16 protein-coding genes and 1 pseudogene are annotated in these 13753 nt (G+C 69.8%); 2 read left to right on the top strand and 15 right to left on the bottom strand.

The genetic code is table 11. The annotated features are described in order from the left end of the window. The first annotated feature begins 2 nt into the window (after nt 1–2). Complete coding sequence (locus M2437_RS04800; protein ID WP_253389526.1) at nt 3–755, top strand: peptidoglycan-binding domain-containing protein; 753 nt, start codon at nt 3–5, stop codon at nt 753–755. Nucleotides 756–807: 52 nt separating this feature from the next. Next, a complete protein-coding gene (locus M2437_RS04805) occupies nt 808–1149 on the top strand; it encodes a DUF1491 family protein (RefSeq protein ID WP_056456999.1) in 342 nt (113 codons plus the stop codon). Between the two features lie 15 nt (nt 1150–1164). Here M2437_RS04805 and M2437_RS04810 read toward each other — a convergent pair whose 3' ends face one another. The 15 genes and pseudogenes from M2437_RS04810 to M2437_RS04880 form a co-directional block, all read right to left on the bottom strand. Further along, complete coding sequence (locus M2437_RS04810) at nt 1165–2151, bottom strand: DUF2336 domain-containing protein (RefSeq protein ID WP_253389527.1); 987 nt, start codon at nt 2149–2151, stop codon at nt 1165–1167. A gap of 101 nt (nt 2152–2252) precedes the next feature. Beyond that, nucleotides 2253–3146 carry a dihydrodipicolinate synthase family protein gene (locus M2437_RS04815; RefSeq protein ID WP_253389528.1) on the bottom strand — a complete coding sequence of 298 codons (894 nt, stop codon included), beginning with the start codon at nt 3144–3146 and terminating at the stop codon, nt 2253–2255. Nucleotides 3147–3241: 95 nt separating this feature from the next. Further along, nucleotides 3242–3688 (bottom strand): hypothetical protein, encoded by a 447-nt coding sequence (locus M2437_RS04820; RefSeq protein ID WP_012605745.1) that lies wholly within the window; start codon nt 3686–3688, stop codon nt 3242–3244. Between the two features lie 3 nt (nt 3689–3691). Next, entirely contained in the window at nt 3692–4024 is a 333-nt protein-coding gene (locus M2437_RS04825) for a flagellar protein FlgN (protein ID WP_253389529.1), read from the bottom strand. 5 nt (nt 4025–4029) lie between these two features. Continuing rightward, nucleotides 4030–4500: a rod-binding protein gene (locus M2437_RS04830; RefSeq protein WP_003604061.1), complete on the bottom strand. Its 471-nt coding sequence runs from the start codon at nt 4498–4500 to the stop codon at nt 4030–4032. Nucleotides 4501–4575: 75 nt separating this feature from the next. After that, nucleotides 4576–4986, bottom strand: a complete 411-nt coding sequence (locus M2437_RS04835) for a hypothetical protein (protein ID WP_253389530.1) — start codon at nt 4984–4986, stop codon at nt 4576–4578. A gap of 5 nt (nt 4987–4991) precedes the next feature. Further along, nucleotides 4992–5762, bottom strand: a complete 771-nt coding sequence (gene fliR, locus M2437_RS04840) for a flagellar biosynthesis protein FliR (protein ID WP_253389531.1) — start codon at nt 5760–5762, stop codon at nt 4992–4994. Continuing rightward, complete coding sequence (gene flhA / locus M2437_RS04845) at nt 5759–7840, bottom strand: flagellar biosynthesis protein FlhA (protein ID WP_253389532.1); 2082 nt, start codon at nt 7838–7840, stop codon at nt 5759–5761. The genes fliR and flhA overlap by 4 nt, the downstream gene beginning before the upstream one ends. A 330-nt stretch (nt 7841–8170) precedes the next feature. Beyond that, entirely contained in the window at nt 8171–8437 is a 267-nt protein-coding gene (locus M2437_RS04850) for a flagellar biosynthetic protein FliQ (protein ID WP_003604057.1), read from the bottom strand. A gap of 130 nt (nt 8438–8567) precedes the next feature. Next, the gene (gene flgD, locus M2437_RS04855) at nt 8568–8975 is read right to left on the bottom strand and encodes a flagellar hook assembly protein FlgD (RefSeq protein WP_056456900.1); all 408 of its coding nucleotides are present in this window, start codon (nt 8973–8975) and stop codon (nt 8568–8570) included. Between the two features lie 6 nt (nt 8976–8981). Continuing rightward, entirely contained in the window at nt 8982–9467 is a 486-nt protein-coding gene (gene flbT / locus M2437_RS04860; RefSeq protein ID WP_373691188.1) for a flagellar biosynthesis repressor FlbT, read from the bottom strand. A gap of 46 nt (nt 9468–9513) precedes the next feature. Continuing rightward, nucleotides 9514–9864, bottom strand: a complete 351-nt coding sequence (gene flaF, locus M2437_RS04865) for a flagellar biosynthesis regulator FlaF (protein WP_003604052.1) — start codon at nt 9862–9864, stop codon at nt 9514–9516. 40 nt (nt 9865–9904) lie between these two features. Continuing rightward, nucleotides 9905–10957: a flagellar hook-associated family protein gene (locus tag M2437_RS04870; protein ID WP_253389534.1), complete on the bottom strand. Its 1053-nt coding sequence runs from the start codon at nt 10955–10957 to the stop codon at nt 9905–9907. Nucleotides 10958–10964: 7 nt separating this feature from the next. Further along, nucleotides 10965–12428, bottom strand: a complete 1464-nt coding sequence (flgK, locus tag M2437_RS04875; RefSeq protein WP_253389535.1) for a flagellar hook-associated protein FlgK — start codon at nt 12426–12428, stop codon at nt 10965–10967. 78 nt (nt 12429–12506) lie between these two features. Continuing rightward, nucleotides 12507–13719 (bottom strand): annotated as a pseudogene (locus M2437_RS04880) (flagellar hook protein FlgE). Nucleotides 13720–13753: the final 34 nt, after the last annotated feature.

The following is a 13753-nucleotide window of genomic DNA, read 5'->3' on the forward strand; positions in this document are numbered from 1 at the left end:
TGATGCGCGAGCCGCCCGCCAGACGGGACCAGCGCGAGATCGTCGTCCCCGGTGACATGCGCGTCGCCCGAGGCCCGGCCAAATCCGCGCCGCGCCGCAAGCCGGCCCCGCGCAGGCCTGCCGCGTCCGGCTGGAAGGTCGCTCTCTTCTCCGCCGCGACGGGGGCCGGGCAGGTCTGCCGGCGCTATCCCGGCGGCGTGTTCGGGACGTTCCTCGGGGTCGGCGCGGCAGTCTATGTCTGCGTCAACGCCATGGGCCTCCAGGCCGGGCCGCACCCGGCCCCGATCCTGCCGACCGTCGAGCCGAAGCCCGTAGCCGCGCGGCCCGCAGCCGCACCGGTTCGGGAGGTGCGCGCGGTGGAGGCGCCGAAGCCCGCCCCCGTGCGCGAGGTGCCGGTGCCCGCCCGCGACAGCATCGCCGACATGATCCGCTCCGGCGAGACGACCGCCTCCGTCACTCCCAAGGCCGAGCGCAAGCCCGCCTCCAAGGTCGCCGCGAATGAGCCGAAGGCCGAGACGAAGGCGGATGCGGGCAAGTCCGAGGGGCCAAAGCCGGACCCGACCGTGATCCGGGCGCAGCGCGCCCTGACCAAGCTCGGCTACGGTCCACTCAAGGATGACGGCCTGATGGGACCCGGCACGAAGGCGGCGATCGAGAAGTTCGAGCGCGACCGCAAGATGCCGGTCAAGGGCGAGGCGGCCGGGCCGACCCTGCGCGCGCTGACCCGCGAGATGACCGCCAAGGCGGGCGGGTAAAGCGCCTCGCCGCGCCATCGACGCGGCGGCCATCCGCGCCTATGAACCGGGCATGCCACGCCTTCGCTCGGATTTCTGGGTCTCCGCGCATCTGCGCCGTCTCAATGGCGAGAACATCCCCGCGGTGCAGCGCCGCCGCGGTTCGGCGGAGGCGGGGGCGATTTTCGTCAAGATCGACCGGCTCGATGGCACCGCCGACCTCTACGGCCCGGCGCCCCAGGCGCTGATCGAGGCGGATGACGCGGGCGATCGCCGTTTCACGCCGATCCTCACCGCCGTCCCGTCGCCGGATGTCGAGGAGCGCCTCGCGCGGGAGATCCGCTTCGATTCCGATCTCTGGATCGTCGAGATCGACGACCGCGAGGGCCGGCACGGCCTCCTGCTCGCGGAGTAGCTTTCAAAGTCGACGTCAGCTCGTCCGGCGCAGGCGCGTCGGGAGCACCGTGCGCAGGCGCTCGGCCGCGGTGCTGCCGCGCTTGGCTTCGGGGCCGTGCAACGGCTGATGCTCGCCCACGGCGCGCTCCATCACGGGCACGCCGAAGATCGCGCAGAGCAGGTCGCGGGCGGTGGCCCGGCTGGTCTCGCGAAACAGCGTGACCAGGGAGAACACCCGATCGACCGAGCGCGCGACGCTGTCGTTGAGGGTGAGGAAGACGAAGACCGCTTCGCCCTCGCGCAGATCCGCGGCGCGCAGCGCAAGCGTCAGCAGGTCGTAGCGGGCGACCGGATCGACGGCGGCGCCGAGATAGTTCGGCGGCAGCCCGAGCCCGCGGCCGAGTGCGGTGATGAAGGCCTGCACGTCGCGGGCATGGGAGTGCTCGACGAGGCTCGTCGCGAGCGCGCGGGGGGCCGGCGGGCAGGGGCGTAGGGCGGCGGTGGCCTCCACGGCCTGGGTGATCGCGCTGCGCTGCTCCGGACCGGCATAGAGCCAGAGCGGCGCGAGGTCGGCGGGCGGGATGTCGGGCCGGCCGAGCAGGATCTGGGCGAGATCCGCGTCGGTCCGGGCGCGGGCGAGCAGGCGGTCCAGCACGCGGGTGCCGATCAGCGCGCCGGGATTTTCGGCGAGCGCCCGGTCGGCTTCCGCTTCCGTCTCGGGCTGAGGCGGCAACGCGATGGGAAATCCGCGGGCTTCGAGCGCGGCGCGCACGCCGGCCGGGACGTCGGGGCATCCCTTGAGCTTCTCGGCGACGACGCGCGCCGTTTCCTCGTCCACCGTCGGGATCAGACCCGCGGCGAGGGACTCGAACTCCCTGAGGATCGCCCGGTCATGGACCGGAGCGGCCAGGAACAGGTCGGTCTGCACCCGCAGAATCACGGGTTTCAGGTCCAGCGCGGGATCGCGCGAGAGCTCGATGAGGCCGGACAGGTCCGGCGCGCCGGCGACCGATGGGGGCATGGCACTCGATTACGCAGAACTTACTCTGAAGGTGAGTCAAACAGTTCTGCGTGAATCGACCTTTAAGAACGCGGGAGCGCGAGTGTCCCGCAGCGGCCGGATCAGGCGAGTGCGAGCCGGTCCACGACCTCCGCCACTCGATTCCGGACGGTTTCGGACAGCGGCAGGATCGGCCGGGGCGGATCAGTCCGGCACAGGCCGAGGTGATGGGCCGCCGCGTAGGTGACCCGCAGGCTGGAGAATTCCTTGAACAGGTCCCAGAGCGGCTGCATCCGTGCGTTCAGGGCCCGCGCCCGCGCGGCCTCGCCGGCGCGGGCCGCCCGCAGGATCGCGAGGCAGGGTTCCGGAAACAGCCCGGCCGCGACGCTGTACCAAGCCTCGCCGCCGGCCAGCACCGCCTCGGCCGCGTTCCAGTCACCGCTGAAGCCGAGCCGGAATTCGGCCGGCACCGCCCGGCGCAGGGCGTCGAGCTGGCCGGCCACCGCGTCGGAATCCGGCGCCGGGCTCTTGAGCGCGCGGATTCCGGGCACCTGCGCCAGCCGCCCGACCAGCGAGGGCGTGAACCGGAAATGCGTGGTGCCGGGATTGTCGTAGATGCAGATTGGCAGGCCGCTGTCCGTGGCGATCGCCGAGAAATGCTCGAACACCTCCTCGTCGGTCAGCGGCGTGTAGGAGATTGCGGCCAGGAGCCCGGCGGCGGCACCCGCCGCCCGCGCGTCCTGCGCCAAGGCCACGGCCTCGTCGGTGCGCAAAGCCCCGATTCCGACGATGACCGGCACCCGGCCGCCCACCTCGTCGAGGGCCGCATCGAGCGCGCGGCGCCGCTCCGCGCGGGAGAGATAGGCGTAGGTGCCGGTGCTGCCGAGCAGCCCGATCGAATCCACCCCCGCGGCGGCGAGCGGCGCGATGAGGGCGCGCAACGCCGCCGGATCCACGCGTCCGTCGGGGGAGGCGGGGGTGATGGGAAAGGCGGAGAGGCCGGTGAAGCAGGTCATGGCGGCGGCAGGATGAGCGGGCGCCGGAACGCGGTCAACGCTAGCCACATGTTCGACGCGACGGTCAGTTCAACCGGTCACGGCGAGCAGCGCGATCAGGAGCGCACCTCGCGCTTGGCCACGAAATTCAACTCGTCCACCAGAACGTCCTTGACCACGTCGGAGCCGAGGCGCTCGTTCACCTTGGCGCGGATCTGGGCCAGCCGGCCGTTGATGTCGTAGCGGGCGAGTTTCCGGAAATCGATCGTGGTGTCGCCGTAGATCTGGCGGAAGGCTTCGTCGACCACGAAGGCGTTGGGGGCGACGGGGAGCGTGTGCATCAGCTTGGCGTCGGCCGTGAAGACCAGTACGGCGATGACGTAGCCCTGCACCTTACCCTCGGCGACCATCGGAATGTTGATGGGCGCAAGCTTCTGATATTGCAGCCCTTCGAGATAGGGCTCGGTCGATTTCGAGAAGAACCCGCCGCCGAAGGTCACCGCCGCGTAGCAGGAGGCGATGGTGACGGCGCAGATCCATAGACCCGAGACGAGGACGCGCATGGATCAGTCGCGTCCCAGGCGCGCCGAATAGGTGCCGTCGGACTCGGCGGCCTGCAGGCTGGCCTGCAGCGTCTCGCCGACCTCCTCCACCGCCCGCAGATGCAGGGCGACGGCCTCCTGATTGCGGATCAGCTTGTCGCGCAGGCGCGCCAGCACGATCCCGGTCTCGGCGTCGAGGGTCGCGACGTCGAGGCCGCGGGCGAGGCGGGTGAGTTCCAGCAGGCTCCGGCTCTTGGCCCGGTTGAACGCGTCGAGATCGAGGGCCGCATTGGCACTGAGCGCCTCGGTCTCGGCCTCGACGGTGGCCTCCAACCGCTTCAGGGAGTCGATCAGCATGGCGCTCAGACCTTGCCCGCGACGCCGGTGCCGGTGGGCGTGACCGTGGTGCCGGCGGGGCGGGCGGCGTTCAGCATGCGGGCGATGCCGATGCCGCCGGTCTGCGCGATCTGCTGGCCGAGCTGCTCGGCGAGCATCGATTTCCAGATGCCGCCGGCATTGCCCTTGCCGAAGACGGTCTCGGCCTTGGGCAGCATCGCCTCGACGAATTGCTGGATCACCTGCCCCTCGAACTTCCGGTAGGGGTCGGCGGAGCCGGTCCGGGCGGTTTCGTTCTTCAGGCCCGTCAGCGCCCCGTGGACGTCGAGGGGCATGTGCGTGGTCAGGCCCACCTCGCGCGCCGCGTCATCGGCGGCGCTGGCGAAGGCGGCCGGGTCGCCGGGCTGCGACAGCTTGGCCGCGGCCTCCTGATAGCGGGCCGGGTCGGCGGCGCGCGCCACGTCCATCACGATGTCGGAAGGGGGGGTGATGCTCATCGCGCCGTCAAACCTTGATGCAGCGCGAACCGGGCGCGCGCCGCTGAGGATGGAGCGGAGTGTAGATCCGCTGGCTTACGGGAGGCTTGCGTCGCGGCGCTGGGCGAGGCCGTCGAGCCGCTCCATCGCATCGAGCCGATCGCGCTCCCGGTCGAGCAGCGTCTCGATCCGCTCGGCGCTCAGCTTCGCGCGCTTTTGCGCGAGGCCCTGCTCGCGCACCTCGTCGGCCTGGGATGCGGCGATGCGTTCGAGTTCGGTCGCCCGCGCGGCGAGCCCGCGCAGACGGCGGTTGGCGGCTTCCAGGAACAGGTGGCCGTGGGCCGAAGACCCGACCGCGGCGAGCAAAGCCGCCCGGTCCGCCTCGACCGCCTCGGCATTGCGCCGGGTCTCGGCGAGCTGCCACTCGGCGGCGCGGCGCATCTGCTCCTGCACAGCGGTGAGCCGCTCGGCGCGCTTCAGGCGCTTGGCGATGTCGGCGGCGGACATGGCACTCAGCCTTTGCGCAGCCAGGCGACGTAGCCGGACAGGAACTGCGTCATGAACTCGCTGGAGAGCGTGTAGAGCAGCAGCAGCGCACCGAACATCACGAAGGGCGTGGCGACGAAGTAGACGGGGATCGTCGGCGTGAGCTTGTTCACGAAGCCCGCCGCGAGGTTCACTGCCACCGCGTAGATGATGAAGGGGGCCGCAATCCGCAGGGCGAGGGTGAAGGCCTCGGCGATCTGGTCGGCGATGCGCACCAGCGCGGTCTGCGTGCCGAAGCCCTCGCCCGGCGGGATGCGGCCGTAGGAATCGACGAGGCCGCGGAACAGCTCCCAATGCAGGTCGGCCGCGAACATCAGCGCGACCGCGGTGATGACGATCAGCGACTCGACCGCGGGAATCGCGTCGGTTCCCTCGACCGGCGTGCCCGGCATCGAGCCGAAGCCGACCATAGTCGAGACCGCGTTCATCACGGTTTCCAGCACGAAGACGAAGATGCGCCCGAGCAGGCCGATAAGCAGCCCCGTCACCGTCTCGCTGGCGATCCAGGTCAGCGTTTCGGTCGGCGCCTGGCCCGGGAGCTTGGTCTGAAACAGCGGCAGCAGCAGCGGCGTGACGGCGAGCGACACGCCGCCGGCGATGAGCAGCCGCACCTGCGCCGGCACGCGCGGGCTGGAGAAGCCAGGCACGATCAGGAGGCAGCCGCCGATCCGGCAGAAGATCAGGAAGACGCCGAGGAAGGCCTCTCCGCCGAACAGGCTGCCGAAGCCCGGAATCACGAGACGGTGCCCAGCGATTTCAGCTCGACGCCGCGGGCGATCTCCAGATGCGAGAGCACGGGCAGGGTCGGGAAGATCCGCTCGATGATCATCCGCACGTAGGGCCGGGCGTCGGGGGCGGTGACGAGGGCGAAGCCGTGGACCTGCCGCATCCGTTCGCGGATCGCCTCGCCAGCCTCGGTGCCGAACTGCTCCACGAGGCGCGGGTCGATGTCGAACTCGATGACCTCGCCCTTGGCGTCGCGTTTCAGGCTCTGGTGGAAGGTGAGATCCCAGTTGGCGCCGAGCCGCAGGACGTGCAGCACCCCGTCTTCGGCGAGGTCGCCGCAGATCTGCTGGGCGACGCGCATCCGGACGTGCTCGGCGATCTGCTCGGCGCGGCGGGCATGCGGGCTGATCTCGGCCACCGCCTCCAGGATCAGGTGCAGGTTGCGGATCGAGACACGCTCGGAGAGCAGCAGCTTCAGCACCGCCTGCAGGCCGGAATGCGAGATCTGCGACGGGCAGATCTCATCGATCAGCCGCTTGTATTCCGGGTCGAGCCGGTCGAGCAGCGCCCGCATGTCCTTGTAGGACAGGAACTGGGGCAGGTTGTTGCGGATCACCTCGGAGAGGTGGGTGAGCAGGACGGAGGCGCCGTCGATCGCCTCGAACCCGGAGCGGCGGATCTCGCCGGCATAGGCGTCGACGACCCACAGGGCCTTCATGCCGAAGGCGGGCTCGCGAACTTCCTCGGACGGCACGTCGGGGCGCGGCCCGTCGCCGACGACGACGAGCAGCTCGCCGGGCCGCATCTCCTGGGTCGCGGCCACCGTGCCGTGAATGCGGATCTGGTAGGTCTTGGGCGGCAGGTTGAGGCTGTCGGTGAGTTTGATGTCGGGCACGACGAAGCCGTACTGGCGCGCGAACTTGCGGCGCATCTTGGCGACCCGGTGGTGCAGCTCGGCGTGATTGCCCTGGATCTGCGCCGCGACCTGACGGCCGAGGCAGAGCTCGATCTCCGGCGTGCGCAGCTGCTCCTTGACCGATTCCTTGGTCTCGGCCTGCTTGCTCTCCTCCTCGCGCTTCACCAAGGCCGCCGCGGCGGCGGCCCGGGACGCCCGGCGCCTCGGAATGGTGATCGCCACGAAGCCCATCAGGCCCGCGAGCGTGACGAAGGGCAGGAACGGCAGGCCGGGGACGATGGCGAACATCAGCATCAGCGCGGCGGCGACGATCAGCGCGCGCGGATAGGCGCTGAGCTGGCCGAGCACGGCTTCCTCGGTCGCGCCGCGGGTACCGCCCTTGGAGACGAGAAGGCCGGCGGCGAGCGAGACGATCAGCGCGGGGATCTGCGAGACGAGGCCGTCGCCGACGGACAGCTTGACGAAGACGTCGGCGGCCTGGCCGAGCGGCATGCCGTGGCGGGTGGTGCCGATGATGACGCCGCCGAACACGTTGACGGCGATGACGATGAGCGAGGCCACCGCCTCGCCGCGGACGAATTTCGAGGCGCCGTCCATCGAGCCGAAGAACGCCGATTCTTCTTCCAGCTCACGGCGGCGGCGCTGCGCCTCCTTGTCGTCGATCAGCCCCGCATTGAGATCGGCGTCGATCGCCATCTGCTTGCCGGGGATGGCGTCGAGGGTGAAGCGGGCGCCCACCTCGGCGATACGGGTCGCACCCTTGGTAATGACGAGGAAGTTGACCGTGATCAGGATCATGAAGACGACGATTCCGATGACGAAATCGCCGCTCATCACGAATTGCGAGAAGCCCTGGATGACGTGGCCGGCGGCGTCCACGCCCTTCTGGCCGTTGGCCAGGATCAGCCGCGTCGTGGCGATGCCGAGCGCTAGCCGCAGCAGCGTCGCGATCAGCAGCACGGTGGGGAAGGCCGAGAATTCGAGCGGCTTCTGAATCCAGAGCGCCACCATCAGGATCAGCACCGAGAGCGCGATCGAGAAGGCGAGGCCGACATCGATCAGCACCGCCGGCACCGGCAGGAACAGCACTGCGAGGATCGCGACGATGCCGGCCGCGAAGCCGAAGTCGCGCCGCGACCGCTTTTCCAGGACGAGCGCTTCGCTCACCGCCATGACGTGAACCGATTCCCTCAAGGTCGAGGCGGTTGTGGCGCGGCAAGCTTGCGCGGGGATGGGTGCCAGCAGGCAAGGGCACGAGAGGGGGCGGAAGAGGCGTCGGCAGAGGCTCTTAACCGTGACTCTCGAAGCCTGCCGTCACCCGTCGCATGGCTGGGCGTCGAATCGGGTGCTGCCGTGGCCCGCGCTTGGTGTTAAGGTCTTCTCCGTCGAAGCTTTTGTCCTTCCCAAGGTCGAGGCCTTCGCGCGGGACCGGGCGGTCAAGTCTCGACAGCTTCCTCCGCCCGGTCCCAACCGTTCTCCCGCCCTTGCGCCGGAGGCGGGGCTTCAGAACCCGGTCGCGATCCGGCCGTAGGTCATCTCGGCAAACGCGTAGATCTGCGCGCCGACGAAGGTGCCGGTCACCAGCATCACCAGCAGGATCGCGACGATCTTCGGAACGAAGGTGAGCGTCACCTCCTGGATCTGCGTCAGCGCCTGAAGCAGGGCGACCGCGATGCCGACCAGCATCGCCGCGCCGACGGAGGGCCCGGCGGCGACGATCACCGTCCAGATCGCGGAGCGGACGAGTTCGAGGGCGTCGACCTCGTTCATGAGTGGGTCTTTGGATGGCGCATCGTCTTCGTCCGAAAGCCGGGACCTAGCTTTCGGGACGATGCGCTCGGCTCTTGTCCTTGCATCATCTTGTTCCGAAAGCCGGCGGTCACCCTTTCGGGACGATGCGCTAGCTGATCGAGATGCCGGAGGCGAGCAGCATCTCGCGGCCGTCGGTGAGCTTGGCCATCACGCCGTCGCCGGTGACCCGCACCGACTGCACCGTGCCGGAGGTCAGGCCGTCGGCCGAGGTGAGGCTGCGCCCGATGATCGCGTCGGCCTGATTCAGGAAGCTCGACGTGAGCAGCGAGTCGAGCTTCTGGTTGGTCTTGGTGGCCTGCTCGACCTGCGAGAAGGTCGCGAGCTGGCCGACATATTCCGTCGAGTCCATCGGCTTCGTTGGATCCTGATTCTGTAGCTGGGCCATCAGAAGCGTCAGGAAGGTGTCGGCGTTCATCTTGGAGGCGACCGAGGTCGCTGCCTTCGCCGCCGCGGCGGTGGTGGTGCTGGTAGTCGTGCCGGTGCTGCTGACGTCCATGGAAGTTCAGGCCTTGTCGGAGGAGAGGGCCGGCCGGGTCCGCGGCCGGCGGCGTTGGCCGGAGCGGGCGGATGGCACGAGGGCGGCGGGCGGCACCTCGGGGAGCGGAGCCAACGGGCCGAGCAAGGTTGCCTCCGTCGCGTAGAGGCCGCGGATGAGCTTCAGGGCCTCGAAGGCCCGGCCCGCCTCGACGAGGGCGTGCGCCGCCGCCAGCCCGTCGCGGATCGCGGGTTCGGTCGTCACGGCGAGGATGCCCTCCTCGATCCGGGCATAGAGCGACCGGGCCGGGCCGGCCTGGGCCGGGGTGATCAGCATGGTCTGCGCCGCGAAGTAGAGCTGGCGCAGGGGCGTCGTCGCCTCCTCCGCCTGGAGGACGTGGCCCTCCAGCAGGAAGGTCGCGTCGTTCATCAGCTCGAGCGCGACCTTGCGGTCGACGCGCACCACCGCGCCGTTGATGTAGACGCGCTCGCCCGCTTTCAGGCTCAGGTGCATGGTGCGGGCAGTGGCCCGGCCGGTCTCGCGCGTCATGGCCCGCCCCCTACTGCAATCCGTCGCGGATCGAGGTGTTGACCTCGATCAAGGCCGCGAGGCTGCGGTCGGGTGCGCTCAGCACTTCGCCGGCCTCACGCATGTTCCACAGGCCGATGGCGACGAGGTCGGCGCGCAGGCTTTCGGGCAGCGCGTTCTCGGGGTCGAGCAGGTCGGCGATCAGCACGTTCCAGAGATCCTGGATCGAGCCGACCGCAGCGCTCCGCGCCGGGCCCGCCGCGGCGCCCTGCGCTTCAGCCGTGCGGAGCTGGCTGAGCGCCCGGTCGAAGGCGTCGCGCTCGCGCTCGCGACCGAGGTCGGGCGCGTCTTCCATGATCTCGGCATAAGACAGGCGGTACATCGGGGCCGACGCTCCGTACTCGGTTTCAACAGGCGGGCGTTCAGGAGATGAAGTTGATCAGGCTGAGGCTGCGCAGTTGCGCGGTCAGCCCGTAGGACATCTGCATCTGGGTCGTGATGGCATCGACCCGGCTCTTGGCTTCGGCCGGATCGACGTTCTCCAGATCGCGGATCTGTCCGGTCAGCAGCGCGGTCTGCTTGGACATGCGCGCGTTCGCTTCCGTGATTTGGCTCTGGGCGCGGCCGAGATCGGCCTGCATCGTCGTGAGGCTGCCGCTGACTTGGCCCAGGATGTCCATGACCTTACCGGTGGCCACGTTCTGCGCCTCCTGCGAAAGGCCGGACAGACCGAGCCCCGAGGCGATGACGTAGGCCATGCCGAGCTTGCGGAACGGTTCGGCGTTGGCACTCACCGAGGTGGTGACGGTCTCGGTGAGCGAGATCTGGCTGTCGAGGGTGCGGCTCGACGCGCCCGACCACGTCCGGCTCCAGTTCACCTCGGTGAACAGGCCGGCGAGGGGCCCGTCGATGAAGCCCTGGAGTTGGTTCGGGGTGATGGTGGACGCCGCCGCAGAGCCGGGCGCGAAGCCGAAGAAGTCCGTGAAGAGCTTATCGACCGCCGTCTTGGCGGCGGAGGTCGGGCTGCCCTCGTAGGAGGTCAGCGGTGCCGCCCCACTGTTCGTGCCGCCGAACACGAACTGACCGTTCGTGCTGGTGTTGAGCGTGCCCGCCAGCGCCGCGAGGCGGCCGCGCGCGGAGTCCACGAGCGTCTTCGCCCGTTGATCGGTGGGAAGGGCGGTGAGTTCGTTCAGGGTCGTCTCGGCGGACGAGCGAATCTCGGTGAGCGCGCCCTGCGTCGCCGCGAGCCGGGACGTGGCCGCGGCGTTGCTCTGAGTCAGCGAAGCGAGCACGGCGCTCTGCCGCCGCAGGCCGAAGGCCCCGGCGACACCGCCGCCGAGGGTCGCGCCGACATCGGCGAAGCGGCCGGTGGCGATCTCCCTGGTCGCGTTCGCGAGTTCGCTCTGGAGCCGCGAGACGCCGGTGCGCGGCGCATTCCACAGGTTGAGGCTTGAGATGAAGCCGGTCGTCATCATGGCCGTATCACCGCACCGCGTCGAGGAGGGTCTTGAGGAGGTCGTTGACGATCGAGATCAGCTTGGCCGAGGCGCTGTAGGAGCGCTCCAACTGGAGGGCGAGGGCGGTCTCGTCGTCGCCGTTCACGCCCGCGACGTTCGAGAGCGCCTCGTTGGCGCGCGTCAGCAGGGTCTTCTGGTAGGACGCGTCGGTCGACGCGTCCTTACGCTGCGCTTCGAGCCACCCCGCGGAGGAAGCGGCGAGGTCGGGCAGGCCGGCGGAGGTGCCGAGGCCGAGGGCCGGATCGACGGGCCGGGCCGCCGTCAGCGCCGTGAGAAGGCCGCGAAGGCGGCCCGCATAGGCCGCGTCGCCGCCCGCCGCGGGATCGGCATAGTCGCTACCGTTCATGCCGCCGCTGCGCAGCAGGGCGACGGAGCCGCCTCGGGCCGGGTCGACCGCCGCGTTGACCGAAATCGAGGCCGCGAGGCCGGTGCGTCCGGCGCCCGTGGGCAGGATCCCGCTGCCGCCCACGGTGAACAGGCCGGCCCGCGGACCGCTGTCGAAGCCCACGGCGTCGCTCTCGGCGAACGCGTCGATCAACCCGCCGGCGAGGGCGTCGAGCTGCGCCTCGTACTGGACCGCCGCACCGTCGCGCAGGGCCACGAGCCCGGCGATCCGCCCGGAATTGAGCGGCATCGGCGAGGTGGCCCCGGTCACCGGCACGCCGTCGATCCGCACGCCGCCGCCGACGGTGCCCGCGGCAAAGACGGATGTGGCCGAGAACGTGACCGCGCGAGGGCCGCGCTCGAACAGGGTCACGCCGCCATCGGTGTAGAGCGCCATGTCGCCGCCCTCGCGGGCCACGGCGTGGACGCCGATCTCCTGCGACAGCGCGGTCAGGATGCGATCGCGGTCGTCCAGCGCGTCGGTGGCGTCGCCGCCGAGGGCCGTGGTCTTGGTCACGGCGCGGTTGGCGGCCTCGAACCGGACGAGAAGGTCGTTGATGCGGCTCACCGAGGCGGCGATTCCGGCATCGGCCTCCGCCCGCGCGGCGTGGATTGCCTCCGCCGCTTGGCTCAGGCTTCCCGCCAGAGCCCTGGCCGACTCGACCGCGTCACGGGCGAGCTGCGCATTGTCGGGCTGGTTGGCGGCGGCCTGGAGCGCGGCTTGAAAGGTCGTGAGGCGCGCGGCCGGCGCGGTCGGGTCGTCGGTGTCGCCGACGGTCTGCGCGAGCTTCGTCAGCCCGGTGAGAAGGGCGTCGCCGCGGGCGGCGTCCGACGAGGCGTTCAGCGTGCGGGCATAGAGCGCCGGGTCGCCCGCACGGGTGATCGTCACCGTGGCGCCGCCCGTGCTGCCGGCGACCAGCGTCGCGATCTTGCGCGAATAGCCGGGATCGTTCGCGCCCGCGACGTTGCGCGCGGAGACGGCGATTTGGTTCGAGTTCGCGAGCAGCGAGGCGCGCGCGGTGTTGAGCGCGAGGGTGAGACCCATCGGTCGGTTCCTGGGACGCGATACGAGACGGGGACGCCGGTGTCGGGCCGGCGCCCCCGGATGCGAGGACGGTTCGCGTTAGCGCTTCAGGTTCATCAGGGTTTCGAGCAGCTCGTTGCCGGTCATGAACACCTTGGAGTTGGCGGTGTAGACCGTCTGCGACTCGATCATCGTGGTCAGTTCGGTGCTGACATCGACGTTGGACTGTTCGAGCGCGCCGGCCTTCAGGATGCCGCGCCCGCCCTGGCCGGCGAAGCCGACCTGGATGTCACCGGATTCGGCGCTCGTGGTGAAGACGTTGCCGGCCCGTGGCGCGAGGTTATCGGGGCTCGCCACATCCGCCAGCGGCACCTTGAACGCGGCCTTGCGGGTGCCGTCGGTATAGACCGCGTAGACGGTGCCGTCCTCGCCGAAGGCGGTTCCGCTCACGGAGGTGGGCGACGAGCCGTCGGCGGTGCCGGAGAGGTTGTGGTTGCCGGAGAGCTGCGTCAGGCCGCGCAGATCGACGGGGATGCTGCCGCCGTTCGGCACCTTCACGAGAGTCGAGGCGCTGCCGGTGATCTTGCCGTTGCCGTCGAAGGTCACGCTGGTCGTGCCGAGGGACGTGCTCGGCGGGGCCGGGTCGAGGAATTCGACAGACCAGGTATTGGCGGCGGTCTTGGTCATCTGGACGTCGAGCGTCACCGGCCGGCCGACATTGTCGTAGACCTTGAGCGAGTTCTTCTTCGAGTAGCCGATGGCGCCCGTCGCCGTCGGATCGTAGACCGGCGTCTCGAAGGAAAGGTTGCCGCTGACCGTGGCTGCGGTGGAGGGCCGTGCCTCCTGACCCATCACGCTGACATTGACCGGCTTGAGGTCGGCCACGCCGTTGAGGACCGGGTTCGGGGTACCGTTGGCGAGGCTGTAGCCCATCAGGGTGAAGCCGCCGGCATTGACGAGGTTGCCGGTCTTGCCGTCGACCACGAAGTTGCCGGCCCGCGTCATGAAGGGCGCGCCGGCGGCATCACTCACCACGAAGAAGCCGTTGCCCTGGATCGCGAGATCCTTGTCGGAATTGGTCGAGGCGATCGGGCCGCCCTCGCTCACCGAACGGCGCAGCGTGGTCTCGACCGCACCCGAGTTGTAGTTTCCGACATCGCCCGAATCGAGCAACAGCGACGAGAACTCGGCCGAAGTGCGCTTGTAGCCGGTGGTACTGGCGTTCTGAATGTTCTCAGCCACCGTCGAGATGCGGTTGGACTGAGCGTTCATTCCGGAGACGCCCGTGCGGAGCACCGCCGATGAGACTCATGCGGACACCTCGTTGACTTTCGAATTCTGGCGCA

The organism is Methylorubrum pseudosasae, assembly GCF_029504475.1.
Taxonomy (GTDB): Bacteria; Pseudomonadota; Alphaproteobacteria; order Rhizobiales; family Beijerinckiaceae; genus Methylobacterium; species Methylobacterium extorquens.

Bases quoted from the DNA above. Each gene is read 5' to 3' on its own strand.
- M2437_RS04800 (WP_253389526.1), top strand. From the start codon at position 3: ATGCGCGAGCCGCCCGCCAGACGGGACCAGCGCGAGATCGTCGTCCCC.
- M2437_RS04805 (WP_056456999.1), top strand. From the start codon at position 808: ATGCCACGCCTTCGCTCGGATTTCTGGGTCTCCGCGCATCTGCGCCGT.
- M2437_RS04810 (WP_253389527.1), bottom strand. From the start codon at position 2,151: ATGCCCCCATCGGTCGCCGGCGCGCCGGACCTGTCCGGCCTCATCGAG.
- M2437_RS04815 (WP_253389528.1), bottom strand. From the start codon at position 3,146: ATGACCTGCTTCACCGGCCTCTCCGCCTTTCCCATCACCCCCGCCTCC.
- M2437_RS04820 (WP_012605745.1), bottom strand. From the start codon at position 3,688: ATGCGCGTCCTCGTCTCGGGTCTATGGATCTGCGCCGTCACCATCGCC.
- M2437_RS04825 (WP_253389529.1), bottom strand. From the start codon at position 4,024: ATGCTGATCGACTCCCTGAAGCGGTTGGAGGCCACCGTCGAGGCCGAG.
- M2437_RS04830 (WP_003604061.1), bottom strand. From the start codon at position 4,500: ATGAGCATCACCCCCCCTTCCGACATCGTGATGGACGTGGCGCGCGCC.
- M2437_RS04835 (WP_253389530.1), bottom strand. From the start codon at position 4,986: ATGTCCGCCGCCGACATCGCCAAGCGCCTGAAGCGCGCCGAGCGGCTC.
- flhA (WP_253389532.1), bottom strand. From the start codon at position 7,840: ATGGCGGTGAGCGAAGCGCTCGTCCTGGAAAAGCGGTCGCGGCGCGAC.
- M2437_RS04850 (WP_003604057.1), bottom strand. From the start codon at position 8,437: ATGAACGAGGTCGACGCCCTCGAACTCGTCCGCTCCGCGATCTGGACG.
- flgD (WP_056456900.1), bottom strand. From the start codon at position 8,975: ATGGACGTCAGCAGCACCGGCACGACTACCAGCACCACCACCGCCGCG.
- flbT (WP_373691188.1), bottom strand. From the start codon at position 9,467: ATGCACCTGAGCCTGAAAGCGGGCGAGCGCGTCTACATCAACGGCGCG.
- flaF (WP_003604052.1), bottom strand. From the start codon at position 9,864: ATGTACCGCCTGTCTTATGCCGAGATCATGGAAGACGCGCCCGACCTC.
- M2437_RS04870 (WP_253389534.1), bottom strand. From the start codon at position 10,957: ATGATGACGACCGGCTTCATCTCAAGCCTCAACCTGTGGAATGCGCCG.
- flgK (WP_253389535.1), bottom strand. From the start codon at position 12,428: ATGGGTCTCACCCTCGCGCTCAACACCGCGCGCGCCTCGCTGCTCGCG.